This window comes from Mongoliitalea sp., from assembly GCF_054166905.1.
The window spans coordinates 24,318-41,231 of the sequence record NZ_JBSZCK010000045.1 but is presented as its reverse complement, the minus strand read 5'-3'; the positions used below and the strand labels follow the sequence as shown (position 1 = coordinate 41,231).

Below are 16,914 nucleotides of genomic sequence, written 5' to 3'. Positions count from 1 at the left end.
TCTTTTAAAATACTGAGAGCAATACTATTTCATGTAATAAATTGACAACCTATCTCAACAAATGTTGCTTGACAGGTTGATTACCTTTTTTCGACATTCAACTTGATTTTATCTAGGTACTAGGGGAACTGACGAGACCATTTTATATGTTTGACAGACTAATCCACAAACTTATTGCGGATAAGTATATTTTAAAATGATTGATTTTCAAATAATTAGATTATTTGTTTAAACATTTCAAACGAATATTAAACAAAAAATTCAAAAGCGCTGTTCTTAAATTGATGAAAGTAGCCGTTTATAGAAAAGAGCATTTTAATGCTGCACATAGATTACACAACCCTAATTGGTCTGATGAGCAAAATGAAGCTTATTTTGGGAAATGCAATAACAAATATTATCATGGACATAATTATGATTTAATTGTTAAGCTGATTGGTCCTGTTGATCCAGAGACAGGTTACGTATTTGATATGAAAGTATTGAGTGACCTTATCAAGGAACATATCCTCAATAAATTTGACCACAAAAATTTGAATCTTGATACCGAAGAATTTAAAAATCTTAATCCCTCTGCCGAAAATATGGCAGTGGTCTTTTGGAATATTCTGAGGGAAAAAATTGATCACAAATATGAACTAACCATTCGACTTTATGAAACAGAACGAAACTATGTTGAATACGATGGAAATATCTAATTCTGAACATTTAATTGACGAAATTGGCGATGAACACATCGGAACTTCAGCAGACACACCTCTGAGAGCAGATGCGTTCGAAATGGATGATGAGCTGAAAATGGAGCTGATCGAAAAACACTTCCGTGAAATTATGCACGTACTTGGTCTAGACTTAACAGATGACAGTCTGAAGGGTACACCAAGAAGAGTTGCCAAAATGTACATACAGGAAATTTTTAGTGGATTAGACCCTAAAAACAAACCTGATGTCAAACTCTTTGAAAATAAATATAAATATAACGAAATGCTCGTTGAAAAGGACATTACCTTCTTTTCCAACTGTGAGCACCATTTCGTGCCTATATACGGCAAAGCTCATGTGGCCTACATTTCAAATGGTCAGGTAATTGGTCTTTCCAAAATCAATAGAATCGTACAGTACTACGCCAAAAGGCCTCAGGTGCAAGAACGATTGACTATGCAGATAGGAAATGAATTGAGAGAATTACTTGGCACAGATGACATTGCAGTTATTATTGATGCACACCATATGTGCGTAAGCTCGAGAGGTATTCAGGATGTCAACAGTTCAACAGTCACCTCCTTCTACTCAGGAAAATTTGAGCAAGATGAAAAAGCCCGTGAGGAATTTATGAAATACGTAAGTTTATAACATATTTCGAATTACTAAACCAACTAAACCGGGGCAAAAGTCCCGGTTTTTTTTTAAACAATTTACCCAAGATTTGATTGTATTAAGTATGGAAAATTTGGCAAATAAACACATTGTTATCATCGGAGGAAACTCTGGAATAGGTCTTCAGGTAAAAGAAATCTGTGAAGCACAGGGAGCTAAGGTATATGCCTACAGCCGCTCGGGAGAAGCAGGAAACACCTTGGATATTACAAGTGATTTTACTACCATCGAGGGCTTACCTGAACAGATTGATGGCTTGGTCTATTGCCCAGGCACCATTAATTTGAAACCATTTCATCGTTTTAGTATTGCCGATTTCCAGCATGATTATGAGATCAATGTCTTGGGAGCAGTAAAAGTTTTGCAAGCTTGTATGAAAGCGTTAAAAAAATCAACCTCTGCATCTGTAGTGCTCTACAGTACAGTTGCTGTAAAAACAGGTCTTGGTTTTCATGCATCTATTTCTTCTGCCAAAGGCGCTGTGGAAGGTCTTGCAAAATCCTTGGCTTCTGAATGGGCTGCGAATAAAATTCGGGTGAATGTCGTAGCCCCTTCTCTGACTGATACCCCATTGGCAAATGCTCTATTAGGTACGGATGATAAAAAAGAAGCTTCCAATAAGAGGCACCCTTTAGGTCGCTATGGTCAAGCTACAGATATTGCAGCAGCTACAGTATTTTTGCTTTCGGATGGCGCAAGCTGGATGACAGGACAGGTTTTGAATGTAGATGGCGGTATGAGTTCACTTAAATAAAAGTGATTTTAAACAATCGGGTTAGAAATGTGTAGTAGAAATGGGAACTTTCCCAACTGAGTAAAAGTATAAGATTATGAAGACTCCACCGGAATCATATTTGATTTTCAAGGAAGAACTGGAAAAGGCCAGGCTCGAGAAAGAGCGACTGGAAGCAGAGTATAAATCCAAGTTGTCTGAAATGAATATAGAATTATCCAGACTTAAAGAACAAATTCAGTCTCAACAAGAGTTGATTAAGACTACATTGGAATATGCTATCAGGCTTGAAGAAAATTTAGGTTCCTTCAAAGATGAGGTAACCAACAACAAATCATTAAAAAATCGTACATTTCACTAAACCAAGAACAACCGACTCATGAATATTGCTGCTAATACCAAGGATTATCAGGGTTTTGTCATTGCATTCGAGGAAAGGTACTCCAAGGTCTACAACAATCCTGAAAAAGGAATAATCATCTGTGAATTGTTAACAGATTATATCCCTATTGAAGATTTCAAAGAAACATTTTATAAAATCTCTGCCATTGTTGAAAGTGGTTCTTACAAAAAATTTATTTTCGATAAGCGAGCATTAAGAGCATTCCATCAACCAAGCATGGAGTGGTATTTCCTCAACTGGAAAAATAAAATGCTTGAATTAGGCTTGGATACCCATAGAAAAATCCTGCCCGAAGAAAAGTGGTTTGAAAAAATGGTTCAAATTGCTAAGGAGCAAATTCTTAAAAATAATCCAGACAACATTATTCACCTGTTGGATATCAAATATTGTTTGAGTGTAGAGGAAGCTATTGAAATATGATCGTACATGTTTCCAAAGAACAGCTGTTGAAAGCTGAGTCTGCTTACAGAAGAGATTTGGTCAACTCATTGGCAGGGTATAAAAGTCTTAATCTTATCGGTACAAAAAATGAAAATGGGGTAACGAATCTCTCCCCATTTTCGCAAGTTTTTCATATTGGAGCCACTCCCCCATTAGTGGGCATTTTATTCAGACCTCATACAGTAGAGCGACATACTTTTGAAAATATCCTAAAAACAAGATATTTCACCCTCAATCATGTAACTCCATCTTTCTATAAGGAAGCTCATCAAACCGCTGCCCGATACGAAGGTTCTGAGTTTGAAAGAACAGGCTTGGAAGAGGAATATCTTGGTGAATTTTATGCTCCTTTTGTAAAACTTAGCCCTCTGAAAGTGGCCTGTAAATTGGCTGATAGGGTAACCTTGCAAATCAATGGGACGGAACTTATCATTGCTGAAATTCAAGACATTTATGTAAATGACAAAGGCTTGAGAAAGGATGGTTCCTTAGATTTGAATGCCCTAGAAACAGTTACTAACACAGGTCTTGATGAATATCACATTGGTCAAAGGCTTGCACGATTGAGTTATCCAAAGCCAGGTAAGCCTTTGGAAGAGTTGCTATGAGTTTATTGGAATTGACTCCCAAAGGTCTTTTTTGTCCTGCCGCGGCTATTTTTATTGATCCATGGCGTCCTGTGGACCATGCAGTCATCACACATGCTCATTCAGACCATTCCAGATGGGGAATGAAGCATTACTTGGCCCATCATGAATCTGCTGAAGTGATGAAACTCCGATTGGGAGCAGAAATTTCCCTGCAAACCATTTCTTATCATGAGCCCCTAATGATCAATGGGGTAGAGATTACGCTAGTTCCTGCCGGGCATATCCCTGGTTCGGCACAGGTAAAAATCTCACATAAAGGCCGAACAGTCGTTGTTTCTGGAGATTACAAAACGGAAGATGATGGCCTTTCCACCCCTTTTGAGCCTGTCAAATGCCATGAATTCGTATCCGAGTGCACCTTTGGTATGCCTATGTATGATTGGGAACCCCAATCTGTGACCTTTGAAAAAATTAATCTGTGGTGGGCACAGAATGCTGCACAAGACCGAAATTCAGTGCTTTTCGCCTATTCTCTTGGCAAAGCACAACGGATTATTCAAAACATAGACCCTGAAATTGGACAAATATTTGTGCATGGAGCTATTTGGAACACCAATGAAGCGTTGGAAAGAAACGGTGTGACCTTACGAAAAGTGGAAAAAGTCAGTGCAGAGATTCACAAATCCCGATTTAAAGGCTCTTTGATTATTGCTCCGCCAAGTGCCATGGGAACTCCTTGGATGAAAAAATTCAGTCCCTACCGAACAGGGATTTGTTCGGGTTGGATGAGTATTAGGGGAACCAGAAGAAGAAGAGCTGCCGATGCAGGTTTTGTGCTTTCCGATCATGCAGATTGGAAGGGGTTGATTTCCGCCATTCAAGCAACAGAAGCCGAAACTGTGTACCTTACCCATGGATCCAAAGCTGTTTTTGCTCGGTATTTACGGGAAGAAAAGGGAATACATGCAGTAGAATTGGAAACCTTGTTTGAAGGAGAAAACAGCAATTTCACAGAAGAGTAAACAAAACAATATTTCGAAATTTTTTTAGATTCTTTTTCCATATCCTAATTGCCTGCGTACCTTTGCGCATGGCAGAACAAATACTCATTCTTGACTTCGGTTCCCAATACACACAATTAATTGCCCGCAGGGTAAGGGAACTCAATGTTTACTGTGAAATTCACCCCTACAACAAAATCCCTGAAATTACTGAACACATCAAAGGTATCATCCTTTCTGGAAGTCCTTGTTCCGTACGTGATGAAGGATCACCCGATCTTGATCTTGACAGTCTTCGTGGCAAATTACCAATTCTTGGTGTATGCTACGGTTCCCAATTATTAGCTCAAAAATACGGAGGTGAAGTGCTTCCTTCCGAAATTAGAGAGTATGGGAGAGCTAACCTGGATCATATCGATCTGCATTATGATCTCTTAAAAGAAATGACTCATGGCTCTCAGGTTTGGATGTCCCACGGAGATACCATCAAGGAATTACCGGATGGCTTTGACGTCATTGCCAGTACGGCTTCTGTTCGGGTAGCGGCTTTCAAGGTTCAAGGAGAAGAAACCTATGGAATTCAGTTCCACCCGGAAGTCACCCATTCATTAGAAGGTAAAAATCTATTAAGAAACTTTGTGGTAGGTATTTGCGGCTGTGCACAAGATTGGACATCAGACACTTTTATTGATAGCACTGTAGCTGAATTGAAAGCTAAAATTGGTAATGATAAGGTGGTCATGGGACTTTCAGGGGGGGTTGACTCCTCTGTTGCCGCTACCTTGATTCACAGAGCCATTGGCGACAATCTGACCTGTGTATTTGTTGATAATGGCTTACTAAGAAAAAATGAGTACGAGGAAGTATTAGACTCTTACAAAACTCTTGGACTGAATGTGATCGGTGTAGATGCCAAGCAACGATTTTATGATGCTTTAGCAGGATTAACAGAACCTGAGTCCAAGAGAAAAGCTATCGGACGGGTATTTATCGAGGTATTTGATGATGAAGCGCACAAAATCGATGGTGTCAAATGGTTGGGACAAGGCACAATTTATCCGGATGTGATTGAATCCGTCTCTGTGAAAGGCCCATCAGCCACCATCAAATCTCACCACAATGTGGGAGGTTTGCCTGATTTCATGAAATTATCCGTAGTCGAGCCTCTAAATACTTTGTTCAAGGACGAAGTAAGAGAAGTGGGCAGGGCTTTGGAGATTCCTGAAACCATCATTGGAAGGCATCCTTTTCCAGGTCCGGGTCTCGCTATCCGTATTTTGGGAGATATTACTGCTGAAAAAGTAAAAACACTTCAAGAGGTTGATTATATTTTTATCCAAGGACTGAAAAACCACGGACTATATGATCAAGTATGGCAGGCAGGCGCTATTTTACTTCCTATCCAATCCGTTGGTGTAATGGGCGATGAGCGAACCTATGAAAAAGTAGTTGCACTACGGGCAGTTGGTTCTGTGGATGGCATGACTGCTGATTGGATTCACCTTCCGTATGAATTCTTAGGAAAAATGTCTAACGAAATCATCAATCGTGTCAAAGGTGTCAATCGAGTAGTTTACGACATTTCATCCAAGCCACCTGCAACGATAGAATGGGAGTAAATTCCTGTTAATAAAGCTTAAGCCACTCATAACGGGTGGCTTTTTTCTTTTATTTTGGCTTTAAATAGGCTAAATTCGAGGCCGATTTGGACATCGATGCAGGTCTTTTCCTTACCCAAAATATAGATGAAAGCACTTATCCCTTTTTTATGTTTGTTATTGCTGAGCAGTCACCTGTTTGGCCAAAATGAACTAGCCAATTACAATCGAGCAAAAACGCTAATTAGCTATGGTAATTACGAGGATGCGATGGAGGCTTTACGTCCCTATCTAGATGAACAAGCCTTTGGAAGCCTTTCCAATTATGCAGCCTACCATTTTGCATTTGCAGCCTATCAGAGGGGGCAATTCAGTTTGGCTGAAGAAGTGCTTTCCTCTAAAATCAATAAAGGCACTGCCTCTCAAAAAGATGAAGCGCGCTATTTATTGGCTTTGACATACTTCAAACAGGGTCAAAAGCTGACTGCCCTCCGGACTATCGAATCAATCAAAGACACTGATTTATATCAGCAGGCGGAAAATGCAAGCTTTGATTTTTTACAAGATACCGAGCTTTCCTTTTTCAAGGAAAACACTAACCTTGGTACTAAAAACCGAGGCTTTAACTTGGCCTTTTTGAAGCAATTGGAAAAGAAACAACGACTAAGTTCCGAAGAAAGAACCTTACTAAGCCAACTTAAAGAACAGCTCCAACGAGAATCATCTGGTAATCTGATCAATAAAAACACTGATTATCTTGATGTAGCAGTCATTCTCCCTTTCAATCAAAGCGGTGGTAGAGGTGTTCGTGAGTTAGCTTCCACTAATTTTATTTTGGAACTATATCAAGGGTTAAACTTTGCAACGGAAGAGCTCAAAAAGCGAAATGTACGGATTCGCGTGCAATCCTATGATACCGAGCGCAATACTGATAGATTACAGCAAATATTACAAGATCAATTTGTCATCAATGCAGATATAATCGTTGGACCGATTTATCCAGAAGAGGTGGAACTAGTAGCCAATTTTTCGGAGCGCTACAAAATCCCATTTATCAATCCTCTATCAAATGTTGATGATCGTATACGGGATTTGGATTATGCTTATTTGTTCAGACCTTCTACAGAAGAGTTGTCCAAAGGAATTATGGAATTTGCCAGAAGAAATCTTGATGGACGTAAAATAGCCTTGGCTTATTCCAGTGCTTCAAGGGATGAGTTATTAGCCAAAGAACTAGAAAATCAGATACGAAGCCAAGGTTTTAACCTTATCCGCTCCCAAAAAATTAATAGCCGAGAGGTTGTCCCATTTTTTGATATCCTTCAAATTAGAAATGACTCTACTTCCAGAGCTGATTTAGTTATTATCCTGAGCGATGATCCTAATACTGCTAATGCTGCTGTAGGTTTTATGGAATCGAAAAACATCAAGACCCCCATCTTAGTTATGGATTCTTGGTTGTATTTCAATTTTGCCAATTACGAAATGCTAGAAGGTCAAAACTTCCATTTTATAGGCAATAATCCACTTCGATTAAACTCCCCTGCGTACGATCGATTCAAAGAGGATTACCTCAGTAAACATTTGGTATATCCATCACTGAATGTCAGTTTGGGCTATGAATTGATGTATTTTATCCAAAGCACATTTAACCAATCCAATAAGCGGGATTGGAGAGATGGACTTGACAGGTCAGGTTTTAGAGAAGGCAGCATCAGTCATGGCTTTAATTTCTCCAAATCCCAAAGCAATACATTTGTTCCGGTCTATAGACTGGAAAATGGAACCTTAGAACTTAAATAATTAGATATACATGCAGATTTCAACAAGTAAAAGCCTCTTTGAGCGGGCTAAAAACTTTATACCTGGAGGTGTAAATTCTCCTGTCAGGGCCTTTCGAGCAGTTGGTGGAGATCCTATTTTTATAAAACGTGCATCTGGAGCATACATCTATGATGAAGACGACAACGCCTACATAGAATTAATCAACAGTTGGGGTCCAATGATCTTAGGCCATAATCACCCCATGATCAAAGAAGCGGTTATGAAAGCCATGGAAAATGGCACTTCCTTTGGCGCCCCTACTGCGCGGGAAATCGAAATTGCTGAATTGATTATCTCTATGGTTCCTTCTGTGGAGCGTGTAAGAATGGTGAATTCCGGAACAGAGGCCACCATGTCTGCTATCCGCGTTGCCAGAGGATACACGGGTAGAGATAAGTTCATCAAAATGGAAGGTCACTATCATGGTCACGGAGATTCCTTCCTGATTTCTGCCGGTAGTGGAGCGATTACTATGGGTAATCCTGATTCTCCAGGAGTAACAAAGGGTACGGCAAAAGATACACTATTGGCTCCTTACAATGATCTAGAGGCCATCGAAACACTCGTTGCTGCTAACAAAGGTGAAATTGCCGCCATTATTTTGGAGCCTGTTCCTGGAAATATGGGATTAGCCATTCCTAAAGCAGGCTATTTACAAGGCTTGCGTGATATTTGTACCAGGGAAGGCATAGTATTGATTTTTGATGAAGTCATGACAGGTTTCCGATTGTCAAAAGGCGGGGCTCAGGAGTTGTTTGGCGTAACTCCAGATATGACTACTTTAGGAAAAATCATTGGAGGTGGAATGCCTGTCGGTGCGTATGGTGGCAAAAAAGAAATCATGGATTGTGTATCTCCTGCTGGACCTGTATATCAAGCAGGAACACTTTCAGGGAATCCAATTGCCATGGCAGCAGGTTTAGCTATGTTAAATCACTTGAATGAGCATGCAGAGGTATATACTCGATTAAATGAAATCGGGAGCAAGCTGAACTCAGGTATTCAAGATTCCTTGGATAAATTAGGCTTGAACTACACCATCAATCACTTGGGAAGTATGTACAGCTTATTCTTCACGGATAAAGAAGTCTTTGATTTTGAAAGTGCCAAACATTCGGACACTGCACTCTTTGGAAAGTACTTTCAAGGAATGTTGAAAAGAGGTATTTATCTAGCTCCTTCACAATTTGAATCTTTATTCTTGTCCACTGCTTTGACAGATGAATTAATACAAAACATTGTCGATGCACACCATGAGACAATGAAAGAACTGATCGCATAAAAAACTGTCTCTCAACCTGCCATCACCAAGGCTGTAAAATCTATTTTCTAGATTTTACAGCCTTTTTTATAACAACAAAAGGGTGATGTATATTTCTACAATCAGACCTAACAATAAAAACAACAAATAGAAAGACCCTAGGGTCAGAAACTTGAGTAATGTTTTGAACCAGCCTTGCCCATATACTTTTTTCATAGAAAAATAGGCATAGATGGATACGAGTATAAAAGCCCACCCCAACACTTGCTCATTGTAATGGTCCACAATAAATCCCCAAGAAATAGCCAACCCATAAAGAAAATAAGCAAATGCATGTAAATGTAAACCATGGATGAGATGCTCTACGAAATAAAAATCTCCTCTTACATACAAGAGCTGTAAGATTAGAGCGAAAAAGGGAAGTATAAAAAACATCATTACCGGAAGATTGCGTGCTACCCCATTGATGAATACATTGGAGTTAGCTATAAAAGCTCTGATTTTGGAGGTAGTGAAATTGAAATCAAAATAAAACTTGGACTTAGCATAAGCAGTTTGAAAATCCTCATCGGACACATCAGGATCAATAGCTAAAAGCTTTAATTCACGCCAATCTACACGTTCCTGATTCAAAGAGTCTGTTACCTGAGGCCAGATTTCTTGGATCGTTTGTAAAGCTCCTTTATTGATCAAGCTATCAAATTCCAGCTGTTCCTGAGCGCTTAGATTTTTCCGAATTTCAGCTAATCTACCGTCCACTCCTGCTGTAAAAGAGCCCACCGTATTCATCAAGGCTTGATCCAATAAATTCCCAGGAATCACTAGCCCAAAAACAAAAAAATAAAACAAGGACATTAACAGGTACAACTTAATTGGTTGAATATAATGCTTTCTTCTCCCCTCATTAAAGGCTAATGTCAAAGCGCCTGGTTTGGTGATAAATGCCGGTGCTGTTCGAAGAAAAATAGTATCGAAGTTGAGAAATGTAGAAAAAAAATCCTCTATGAAAACAACCAAAGGCATGCGGGAATCTTTGTTCTCTTGTCCGCAGGATGGGCAAAAATTTTCATCCTGATGAAACTCCTCACCGCAATTCAAACAGTAAGGCAATTTTCTATCGTCTGCTTTCATATCAATTCTAAGTGCTTTGGGTTTGAAAATTTATCAATTTCTGCTGTCAATTCAGTATTTACCATTAAAAAAATAGACTTCTCCCCTGCAATTCCTTAAGTTTGATAAAAGTTACGGAATTAAAACTAAAGTTTTATATGAAAGTTTACGGAATCAAAAACTGCAATACGATGAAAAAAACCTTCGATTTTTTGGAATCAGAAGGTATCAAATACACATTTGTCGACTATAAAAAACAAGCTCCTACCACAGATTTACTGAAAAAATTCGCTGCCATCGTTGGCTTTGAAGCCTTGATCAACAAAAAGGGAACCACCTACCGAAGACTCAGTGATGCAGATAAGGCACTCCTAGAAACCCAATCATCTGCCATCGAAGTTCTTTGCCAAAACAGCAGCATGATAAAGCGTCCAATTCTCGACAATGGAAAAGGTAAACTTGTGTTAGGGTTTGAACCAGAGGAGATTGTAGGTTTGAGATAAGTTTTTCTTTGTACCAAGTATGGGTGGAATTCGAGATAGACAATTGCCAATTTCGCGAAACTAATAACCAAAATACCTGGCAGGTTTTAAAAACCTGCCAGGTCTAACTCCTGTAGCAGAAACTCGTCCCTCACTTCAAAATTATTTCAACTTTATTTCTACCTTATTTCCGCTCTATTTCTACCTTATTTCAATTTATTTCTACCTTATTTCCACCTTATTTCAATTTTTTCTGCGTCTTCAGCGCTTTCCGCGAGCAAGCAATCCTAGAAGGTAAACGTAGGCAAATGCTTCAAAATATCATCCGTCATCTCTTGTAAGCCATACTGAGGCTTCCATCCCCAATCCTCTCTGGCACGCGTATCATCGATGCTATCCGGCCAACTATCAGCAATCGCCTGTCTAAAATCCGGTTCGTAGGAAATCGTGAAATCGGGATACTGTGATCGGATACTTTCAAATATTTCTTTTGGAGAAAAACTGATAGCCGCCAAATTATAACTGGAGCGGATCAACACCTGCTCCTTGGGTGCATGCATCAAATCCAAGGTAGCTTTGATTGCATCCGGCATATACATCATCGGCAAATACGAATCTTCCTTCAAAAAAGACACAAAATGCTCCCCAGCAATCGCTTTGTGGTAAATGTCTACCGCATAGTCCGTCGTACCTCCACCTGGTAAAGATTTGTAGCCGATCAACCCAGGGTAGCGTAAACTTCTCACATCCACCCCAAATTTTTGGAAATAATACTCACACCAACGCTCACCTGCTTGCTTGGAAATACCATACACGGTGTTCGGCTCCTTCACACAATATTGCGGAGTATTGACTTTAGGTGTATTGGGACCAAAAACAGCAATGGAAGAAGGCCAATAAATCTTATCGAGCTTCAACTCCTTCGCCAATTCCAACACAAAAATCAAACTATCCATATTCAAGTTCCAAGCAAACAAAGGATTTTGCTCGCCAGTCGCCGAAAGCACAGCCGCTAAATGATAGATTTGCTTGACATGCTGATCGATGACCAATGTTCTCAACGAATCTTTGTCCATCACATCCAGTACACGTGTTTGGCAGTAGTCAAATTTCGTTAAAGCTTGAGGATTAATATCTGTGGCAATCACATTATCTCCACCATACATCTCGGCCAAGGCCAAAGTCAATTCCGAACCGAGCTGTCCAGCAGCGCCGATGATTAAGATTCTTTCCATGCTAAACTATCTCCGGGCAAACAAAGCCCCTATTTTTTGATTATATTTGGGATTCAATATTCGAAACAAAAATAATGATTTCGGGACAGGAATTTCATTATTTTCGAAAATTGGAGTTAAAAACCTTTACTTACCAAATATTATGTACGATACCCTTAAACCCAAATTAGAACAAGAGTTAAAAGATATTGAAGCTGCAGGATTGTATAAGAGAGAACGCATCATCACATCTCCCCAATCCGCAGAAATCACCATCGAAGGCGGAAAAAAAGTATTAAACTTTTGTGCTAACAACTATTTAGGCCTTTCCTCTCATCCCAAAGTAGTCGAAGCTGCCAAAAATGCCATTGATACTCACGGCTTTGGGATGTCATCAGTACGCTTTATCTGCGGAACGCAGGATATACACAAACAATTGGAAGATAAAATCTCCGAATTCCTAGGTACCGAAGACACCATCCTCTATGCTGCTGCTTTTGATGCCAATGGAGGTGTATTTGAACCTTTATTTGGCCCTGAGGATGCGATTATCTCTGATTCCTTAAATCATGCTTCCATCATCGATGGGGTGCGCTTGTGCAAAGCCATGAGGTTCCGTTACTTACACAACGACATGGCTGACTTGGAAAAGCAATTGCAAGATGCGGATGCTAAAGGTGCGCAGCAGAAAATCATCGTAACCGATGGCGTCTTTTCCATGGATGGAACCATCGCTCAATTGGATAAAATTGTAGCCTTAGCTGAAAAATATAATGCCTTGGTCATGAGCGACGAGTGTCATTCTACCGGATTTATGGGTAAAACAGGACGAGGTGTTCACGAACATTGTGGTGTAATGGGCAAGATGGATATCATCACAGGAACACTTGGAAAAGCGCTAGGTGGTGCATCAGGAGGTTTTACTTCTGGAAGAAAAGAAATCATTGATCTTTTACGTCAGCGCTCCAGACCGTATTTATTCTCCAACACATTGGCACCTTCGATCACGGGCGCTTCCATTGCAGTATTTGATCTACTATCCGAGACAACCGAACTTCGCGATAAACTAGAATCCAATACCCAATACTTCCGTGCAAAAATGACAGAAGCAGGCTTTGATATCAAGCCAGGAGAACATGCCATTGTACCAATTATGTTGTATGATGCAGTTCTTTCCCAGCAGATGGCGGAGAAATTGTTGGAAAAAGGCATCTATGTGATCGGCTTCTACTATCCTGTTGTGCCTAAAGGACAAGCAAGAATTCGTGTTCAGATCTCAGCAGGACATGATAAAGAGCATTTGGATCAAGCGATTGCAGCATTTATTGAAGTTGGAAAAGAGTTAGGAGTGATTAAGTAAATCAAAAAGGATAACCTTAATAAGAAAAAATGAATGAGCCCAATATGATTTTATTGGGCTTTTTTTAAAGGTAAAGTACTTGTGAAATTGTTAAATTTACACGTATACTTGATAAGACACCTGTTATTATGAAGGCTAAACTAACCTTTACAATAAAAAAAAGTGTGATTGACTCTGCCAAGAAGAAAGCAAAAGAAAGAGGTATTTCACTTTCAAAAATGATTGAAGAAATTTTTGAAGCGTCTGAACAACCTAGTATTCAGACTGAAGAGCAACGAGCAGCCCAAAGACTATTAGCAAGATTAGAACATGCACCTACTTTGGAAACAAAATTCGATAAAGAATTGATAAAGGAACATATTAAAAAGAAATATGCCCGAAGTTTAGCTTGATACAAATGTCGCTTTTGATAGTATCTCAAAAAGAGGTCCACATTTTGAAACAAGAGAATTTTTAAAACTCTTTTAAACTACCCCCTCAACTGATTGTCAATCACAAACTGAATCAGTTCCTCCACGGATAGGCCTGCCCGTGCTGACGCATCGGCAATATCTTCTCTGCTAACTTGCGCAGCAAAACTTTTATCCTTCAGCCGCTTTTTAACACCTTTGATTTCCATTCCATCATACCCTTGAGGACGCATCAAGGAGTAGGCATGTACAAATCCAGAAAGCTCATCAAAGGCATACAACATTTTATCCATTTCCGACTCAGGATCCACTCCAAAATAGCGTGGGCCATGAGAAGCGATAGCTTTGATCATACGCGGGTCTTGATTTCTAGCCTCTAATTCTTCAATGATCTTTCTACAATGATCATCCGGCCATTGATCCCAGTCCGCATCATGCAACAGCCCTGACAAATGCCAGAGCTGTTGCATATATGCATCGTATCCGTTAGCAATCGCATAAGCCTTCATCAAATGTCCCACCTGTTGCATATGAAAAACGAGTTTATCATTTTTCACCCAATCATTAAGCAGAGTTTCGGCCTCAGCGAGTGTCATCAAATTCCCTTCATTGGCAGGATTACCAAAAGTTGTTCTATGGAGTGGATGGGTTAAGGTCATGAGTTTTAAAAGCTTTTTAAAGGAACTTCAATGGAACGATCACTCCAAGCAAAGCGAAGTTTCCCTTCATTTCCTTTGGTGGAGATCACTTCAAATGTCAATTTTTCAACAGATTCTTTCAATACCACCGGTGTAATTTCCCAGCGGGCTACATCTTCTTTTTGATCGTAATCATCTGCCAAGTGCTGATCGAAGTTTTTGTTGAGAATCAATGTCCATTTATCCGCTCGAGGAATTGTAAAGATGGCATATTTACCGGCGGGGATACGCTTTCCCCCAATTTCCAACTCCTGATTAAAAGAAATACTCGTAGCCGTATGGGCACCCGTCACCCAGACATCTCCATACCCAACCAAACCTCCAAAGATCTCTCTCCCTCGAACACTGGGAGCTGAATAGTCAACGTGGACATGGTTTTTACCAATATTGGCCATTGCAGCAGTTCTCGGACTCTTGGAAGCAGAAGGGCCTGCATGCGCACTGTGATCGTGGCCACTATGGGCAGCATGATCGTGTACGTGGGCAGGAGCTGCTTTTTGCTCCGTACTTGTTCCCGATGCAGCTACACGCTTACCTGGTTGATAGGTTTCCTTAACCTCCCCACAGGTTAGCATCATATCTCCAAAATAGGGGTTTCGGATCTCCTTTTCACTACTTAACCAATAGGCACCTTGATCTTTAAATGCCATTGGGCAGTATTGACGGTAAATGGTATTCTCCACAATTCCAAAATACTCAACAGCATCAATCAAATTATCTGAAAGAATCTCAAATTGCTTGCGTTGCTCCTCCACATTGGAAGATTGAGCGATTTTATCCAAACTACCTCGGATTGGCGTGAGCAGCTTATTCCAAATCTCCAATGCTTTGCCATCCAACAACTTCGAATCCACGCTAGCCAAGCTGGTTTTTGCAGGATTAACCGCCTGCTGGGTAGCTTGTGCGTTCGATTGGACCAAGGCATCCTTGATAGGTAGGTAGCGCTGAATGAAGGTTGTTAATTGTTTTTTAAACTCTTCAGAAACCTCTATTGTCTTCACTTGAGGCCGCATCATCATGCTGTAGTTCCCACTCAACTGAGCAGCAGCATCAATCGCAAACACCCCGTTACTAACTACTTGTTCACCCTCTTCAACCCCCGAAAACACCAAATAATCATCACCTACACGTGGTCCCAATTCAATCTCCCTCATCTCAAAAGCAGGTGCTTCCCGATTACCCACTTGTACATAGACCACCGAGCGTGGGCCTGTCCATAAAATAGCGGTTTTAGGAATCATCAAGCCAGCTTGAGCTGCTTGCTTGGTCGCAATGCTAGCAGAGACAAACATCTCTGGCTTCAATTCAAAATTCCGATTGACTGCTTCTGCACGGATACCAACGGTACGGGTATCAGGGTTTAAGATAGGATCAATGTAGGTCACTTTACCTGTAAATTCCCTTCCCGGATAGGCGGAAACTTGAAAAGATAACTCATCACCTTTTCGGATAACTCCCAAATCTGATTCGTAAGCATCCAATATGACCCATACATTGCTTAAATCTACAATTTCAAACAACACAGTACCTCTGCCTACAAAATCACCCACCGCTACATTTCTGGCCATCACTACACCTGCTACATCCGCATATACATCAAACTGGGTTTGAATTTGTCCTGATCTTTCTATGCTAGCAATTTGCTCTTCGGAAATTTTCCATAAGCGTAATTTCTCCTTCGCTGCTTGGTAAAGCACTGGCTGACGGTCTTTTATCTTGACTGTTTCCAATAATTCTTTCTGCGCATTCACCAAATCAGGAGAATATAAAGTTGCCAACTTCTCTCCTTTTCGGACTTCCTGACCAGTAAAATTGACAAATAACTGATCCACCCGGCCAGCAAAGTTGGCAGTAAGGCTTTTCATCCGTTGTTCATTGATTTGAATTTTGCCAGTTAATGTTAACTTGCCATTACCTGCGCCGGATTTTACGCGAGTGAGTTGCACATTTGAAAGAGCAACGGCCTCTGGAGTCATTTCCATAACAAAAGGACTATTACTACCCGAACCACTACTTACAGGAGTTAAAGCCATTCCACAAAGTGGACATTGACCAGGGCCATTTTGCCTAATCTGTGGGTGCATGGAACAGGTATACTCTACCCCATTTTCGTCAATATGGGTATGTTCGTGGTCAGGATGTTCTTCCCCCCCTCCACGAATCAAGTATCCTCCCACTGCTCCAAACAGGAGACAGCCTAGGATGATGATGAGGATATTTTTGTTGTTGTTCATATTTTTTTAGAGACAAGAGACAAGATTCAAAGCCTGTCCCGAAAATCGGGAAGATAAGACTTAGATTTTCTTTGAAAGACGATTTGTTGCTTTGGTTCACGCAAAGGTCGCCACGAGTTTCGCTAAGAGCGCTACGGTAATCTTGGCGTGCGTTGCGTTCATCTTTGCGTGCATTGCG

17 protein-coding genes are annotated in these 16,914 nt (G+C 40.3%); 13 read left to right on the top strand and 4 right to left on the bottom strand.

Annotated features, from left to right (window positions below; all coding sequences use genetic code 11):
* Positions 1–284: 284 nt before the first annotated feature.
* The 10 genes from ACXIUD_RS17630 (at position 285) to hemL (ending at position 9,249) form a co-directional block, all read left to right on the top strand.
* Positions 285–698 (top strand): 6-pyruvoyl trahydropterin synthase family protein, encoded by a 414-nt coding sequence (locus ACXIUD_RS17630; protein ID WP_458053966.1) that lies wholly within the window; start codon positions 285–287, stop codon positions 696–698.
* Positions 655–1,353 carry a GTP cyclohydrolase I FolE gene (gene folE, locus ACXIUD_RS17625; RefSeq protein WP_458053965.1) on the top strand — a complete coding sequence of 233 codons (699 nt, stop codon included), beginning with the start codon at positions 655–657 and terminating at the stop codon, positions 1,351–1,353. The genes ACXIUD_RS17630 and folE overlap by 44 nt, the downstream gene beginning before the upstream one ends.
* Positions 1,354–1,450: 97 nt before the next feature.
* A complete protein-coding gene (locus ACXIUD_RS17620; protein ID WP_458054013.1) occupies positions 1,451–2,131 on the top strand; it encodes an SDR family NAD(P)-dependent oxidoreductase in 681 nt (226 codons plus the stop codon).
* 76 nt (positions 2,132–2,207) lie between these two features.
* The gene (locus tag ACXIUD_RS17615; RefSeq protein ID WP_458053964.1) at positions 2,208–2,471 is read left to right on the top strand and encodes a hypothetical protein; all 264 of its coding nucleotides are present in this window, start codon (positions 2,208–2,210) and stop codon (positions 2,469–2,471) included.
* A gap of 18 nt (positions 2,472–2,489) precedes the next feature.
* On the top strand, positions 2,490–2,933 hold the full coding sequence (locus ACXIUD_RS17610; protein WP_458053963.1) for a hypothetical protein: 444 nt from the start codon (positions 2,490–2,492) through the stop codon (positions 2,931–2,933).
* Positions 2,930–3,562: a flavin reductase family protein gene (locus tag ACXIUD_RS17605; protein WP_458053962.1), complete on the top strand. Its 633-nt coding sequence runs from the start codon at positions 2,930–2,932 to the stop codon at positions 3,560–3,562. The genes ACXIUD_RS17610 and ACXIUD_RS17605 overlap by 4 nt, the downstream gene beginning before the upstream one ends.
* Entirely contained in the window at positions 3,559–4,566 is a 1,008-nt protein-coding gene (locus ACXIUD_RS17600) for a ligase-associated DNA damage response exonuclease (RefSeq protein WP_458053961.1), read from the top strand. The genes ACXIUD_RS17605 and ACXIUD_RS17600 overlap by 4 nt, the downstream gene beginning before the upstream one ends.
* A 68-nt stretch (positions 4,567–4,634) precedes the next feature.
* On the top strand, positions 4,635–6,164 hold the full coding sequence (guaA, locus tag ACXIUD_RS17595; RefSeq protein ID WP_458053960.1) for a glutamine-hydrolyzing GMP synthase: 1,530 nt from the start codon (positions 4,635–4,637) through the stop codon (positions 6,162–6,164).
* A 126-nt stretch (positions 6,165–6,290) separates the two neighbouring features.
* Positions 6,291–7,946, top strand: coding sequence for an ABC transporter substrate-binding protein (locus tag ACXIUD_RS17590; RefSeq protein ID WP_458053959.1), 1,656 nt, complete (start codon positions 6,291–6,293; stop codon positions 7,944–7,946).
* A 10-nt stretch (positions 7,947–7,956) separates the two neighbouring features.
* On the top strand, positions 7,957–9,249 hold the full coding sequence (gene hemL, locus ACXIUD_RS17585; protein WP_458053958.1) for a glutamate-1-semialdehyde 2,1-aminomutase: 1,293 nt from the start codon (positions 7,957–7,959) through the stop codon (positions 9,247–9,249).
* A 66-nt stretch (positions 9,250–9,315) separates the two neighbouring features.
* Here hemL and ACXIUD_RS17580 read toward each other — a convergent pair whose 3' ends face one another.
* Entirely contained in the window at positions 9,316–10,359 is a 1,044-nt protein-coding gene (locus tag ACXIUD_RS17580; RefSeq protein WP_458053957.1) for a DUF3667 domain-containing protein, read from the bottom strand.
* A 137-nt stretch (positions 10,360–10,496) separates the two neighbouring features.
* Between ACXIUD_RS17580 and ACXIUD_RS17575 the strand changes: the two genes are divergently transcribed.
* Positions 10,497–10,841 (top strand): Spx/MgsR family RNA polymerase-binding regulatory protein, encoded by a 345-nt coding sequence (locus tag ACXIUD_RS17575; protein WP_458053956.1) that lies wholly within the window; start codon positions 10,497–10,499, stop codon positions 10,839–10,841.
* A 266-nt stretch (positions 10,842–11,107) separates the two neighbouring features.
* Here ACXIUD_RS17575 and ACXIUD_RS17570 read toward each other — a convergent pair whose 3' ends face one another.
* On the bottom strand, positions 11,108–12,055 hold the full coding sequence (locus ACXIUD_RS17570; protein ID WP_458053955.1) for an NAD-dependent epimerase/dehydratase family protein: 948 nt from the start codon (positions 12,053–12,055) through the stop codon (positions 11,108–11,110).
* Between the two features lie 142 nt (positions 12,056–12,197).
* On the opposite strand from ACXIUD_RS17570, the gene kbl reads away from it, so the two are divergent.
* Positions 12,198–13,394: a glycine C-acetyltransferase gene (gene kbl / locus ACXIUD_RS17565; RefSeq protein ID WP_458053954.1), complete on the top strand. Its 1,197-nt coding sequence runs from the start codon at positions 12,198–12,200 to the stop codon at positions 13,392–13,394.
* 128 nt (positions 13,395–13,522) lie between these two features.
* Complete coding sequence (locus ACXIUD_RS17560) at positions 13,523–13,786, top strand: DUF6364 family protein (RefSeq protein ID WP_458053953.1); 264 nt, start codon at positions 13,523–13,525, stop codon at positions 13,784–13,786.
* A 77-nt stretch (positions 13,787–13,863) separates the two neighbouring features.
* Here the strand turns inward: ACXIUD_RS17560 and ACXIUD_RS17555 are convergent, their stop codons facing one another.
* The gene (locus ACXIUD_RS17555) at positions 13,864–14,463 is read right to left on the bottom strand and encodes a hydrolase (protein WP_458053952.1); all 600 of its coding nucleotides are present in this window, start codon (positions 14,461–14,463) and stop codon (positions 13,864–13,866) included.
* Between the two features lie 5 nt (positions 14,464–14,468).
* Positions 14,469–16,736 carry an efflux RND transporter periplasmic adaptor subunit gene (locus ACXIUD_RS17550; RefSeq protein ID WP_458053951.1) on the bottom strand — a complete coding sequence of 756 codons (2,268 nt, stop codon included), beginning with the start codon at positions 16,734–16,736 and terminating at the stop codon, positions 14,469–14,471.
* Positions 16,737–16,914: the final 178 nt, after the last annotated feature.

Excerpts from the sequence above, each read along its gene's own strand:
- ACXIUD_RS17560 (WP_458053953.1), top strand. The coding sequence starts at position 13,523 with ATGAAGGCTAAACTAACCTTTACAATAAAAAAAAGTGTGATTGACTCT.
- hemL (WP_458053958.1), top strand. The coding sequence starts at position 7,957 with ATGCAGATTTCAACAAGTAAAAGCCTCTTTGAGCGGGCTAAAAACTTT.
- ACXIUD_RS17630 (WP_458053966.1), top strand. The coding sequence starts at position 285 with ATGAAAGTAGCCGTTTATAGAAAAGAGCATTTTAATGCTGCACATAGA.
- ACXIUD_RS17600 (WP_458053961.1), top strand. The coding sequence starts at position 3,559 with ATGAGTTTATTGGAATTGACTCCCAAAGGTCTTTTTTGTCCTGCCGCG.
- ACXIUD_RS17555 (WP_458053952.1), bottom strand. The coding sequence starts at position 14,463 with ATGACCTTAACCCATCCACTCCATAGAACAACTTTTGGTAATCCTGCC.
- guaA (WP_458053960.1), top strand. The coding sequence starts at position 4,635 with ATGGCAGAACAAATACTCATTCTTGACTTCGGTTCCCAATACACACAA.
- ACXIUD_RS17575 (WP_458053956.1), top strand. The coding sequence starts at position 10,497 with ATGAAAGTTTACGGAATCAAAAACTGCAATACGATGAAAAAAACCTTC.
- ACXIUD_RS17570 (WP_458053955.1), bottom strand. The coding sequence starts at position 12,055 with ATGGAAAGAATCTTAATCATCGGCGCTGCTGGACAGCTCGGTTCGGAA.
- folE (WP_458053965.1), top strand. The coding sequence starts at position 655 with ATGAAACAGAACGAAACTATGTTGAATACGATGGAAATATCTAATTCT.
- kbl (WP_458053954.1), top strand. The coding sequence starts at position 12,198 with ATGTACGATACCCTTAAACCCAAATTAGAACAAGAGTTAAAAGATATT.
- ACXIUD_RS17590 (WP_458053959.1), top strand. The coding sequence starts at position 6,291 with ATGAAAGCACTTATCCCTTTTTTATGTTTGTTATTGCTGAGCAGTCAC.
- ACXIUD_RS17580 (WP_458053957.1), bottom strand. The coding sequence starts at position 10,359 with ATGAAAGCAGACGATAGAAAATTGCCTTACTGTTTGAATTGCGGTGAG.
- ACXIUD_RS17605 (WP_458053962.1), top strand. The coding sequence starts at position 2,930 with ATGATCGTACATGTTTCCAAAGAACAGCTGTTGAAAGCTGAGTCTGCT.
- ACXIUD_RS17550 (WP_458053951.1), bottom strand. The coding sequence starts at position 16,736 with ATGAACAACAACAAAAATATCCTCATCATCATCCTAGGCTGTCTCCTG.
- ACXIUD_RS17610 (WP_458053963.1), top strand. The coding sequence starts at position 2,490 with ATGAATATTGCTGCTAATACCAAGGATTATCAGGGTTTTGTCATTGCA.
- ACXIUD_RS17615 (WP_458053964.1), top strand. The coding sequence starts at position 2,208 with ATGAAGACTCCACCGGAATCATATTTGATTTTCAAGGAAGAACTGGAA.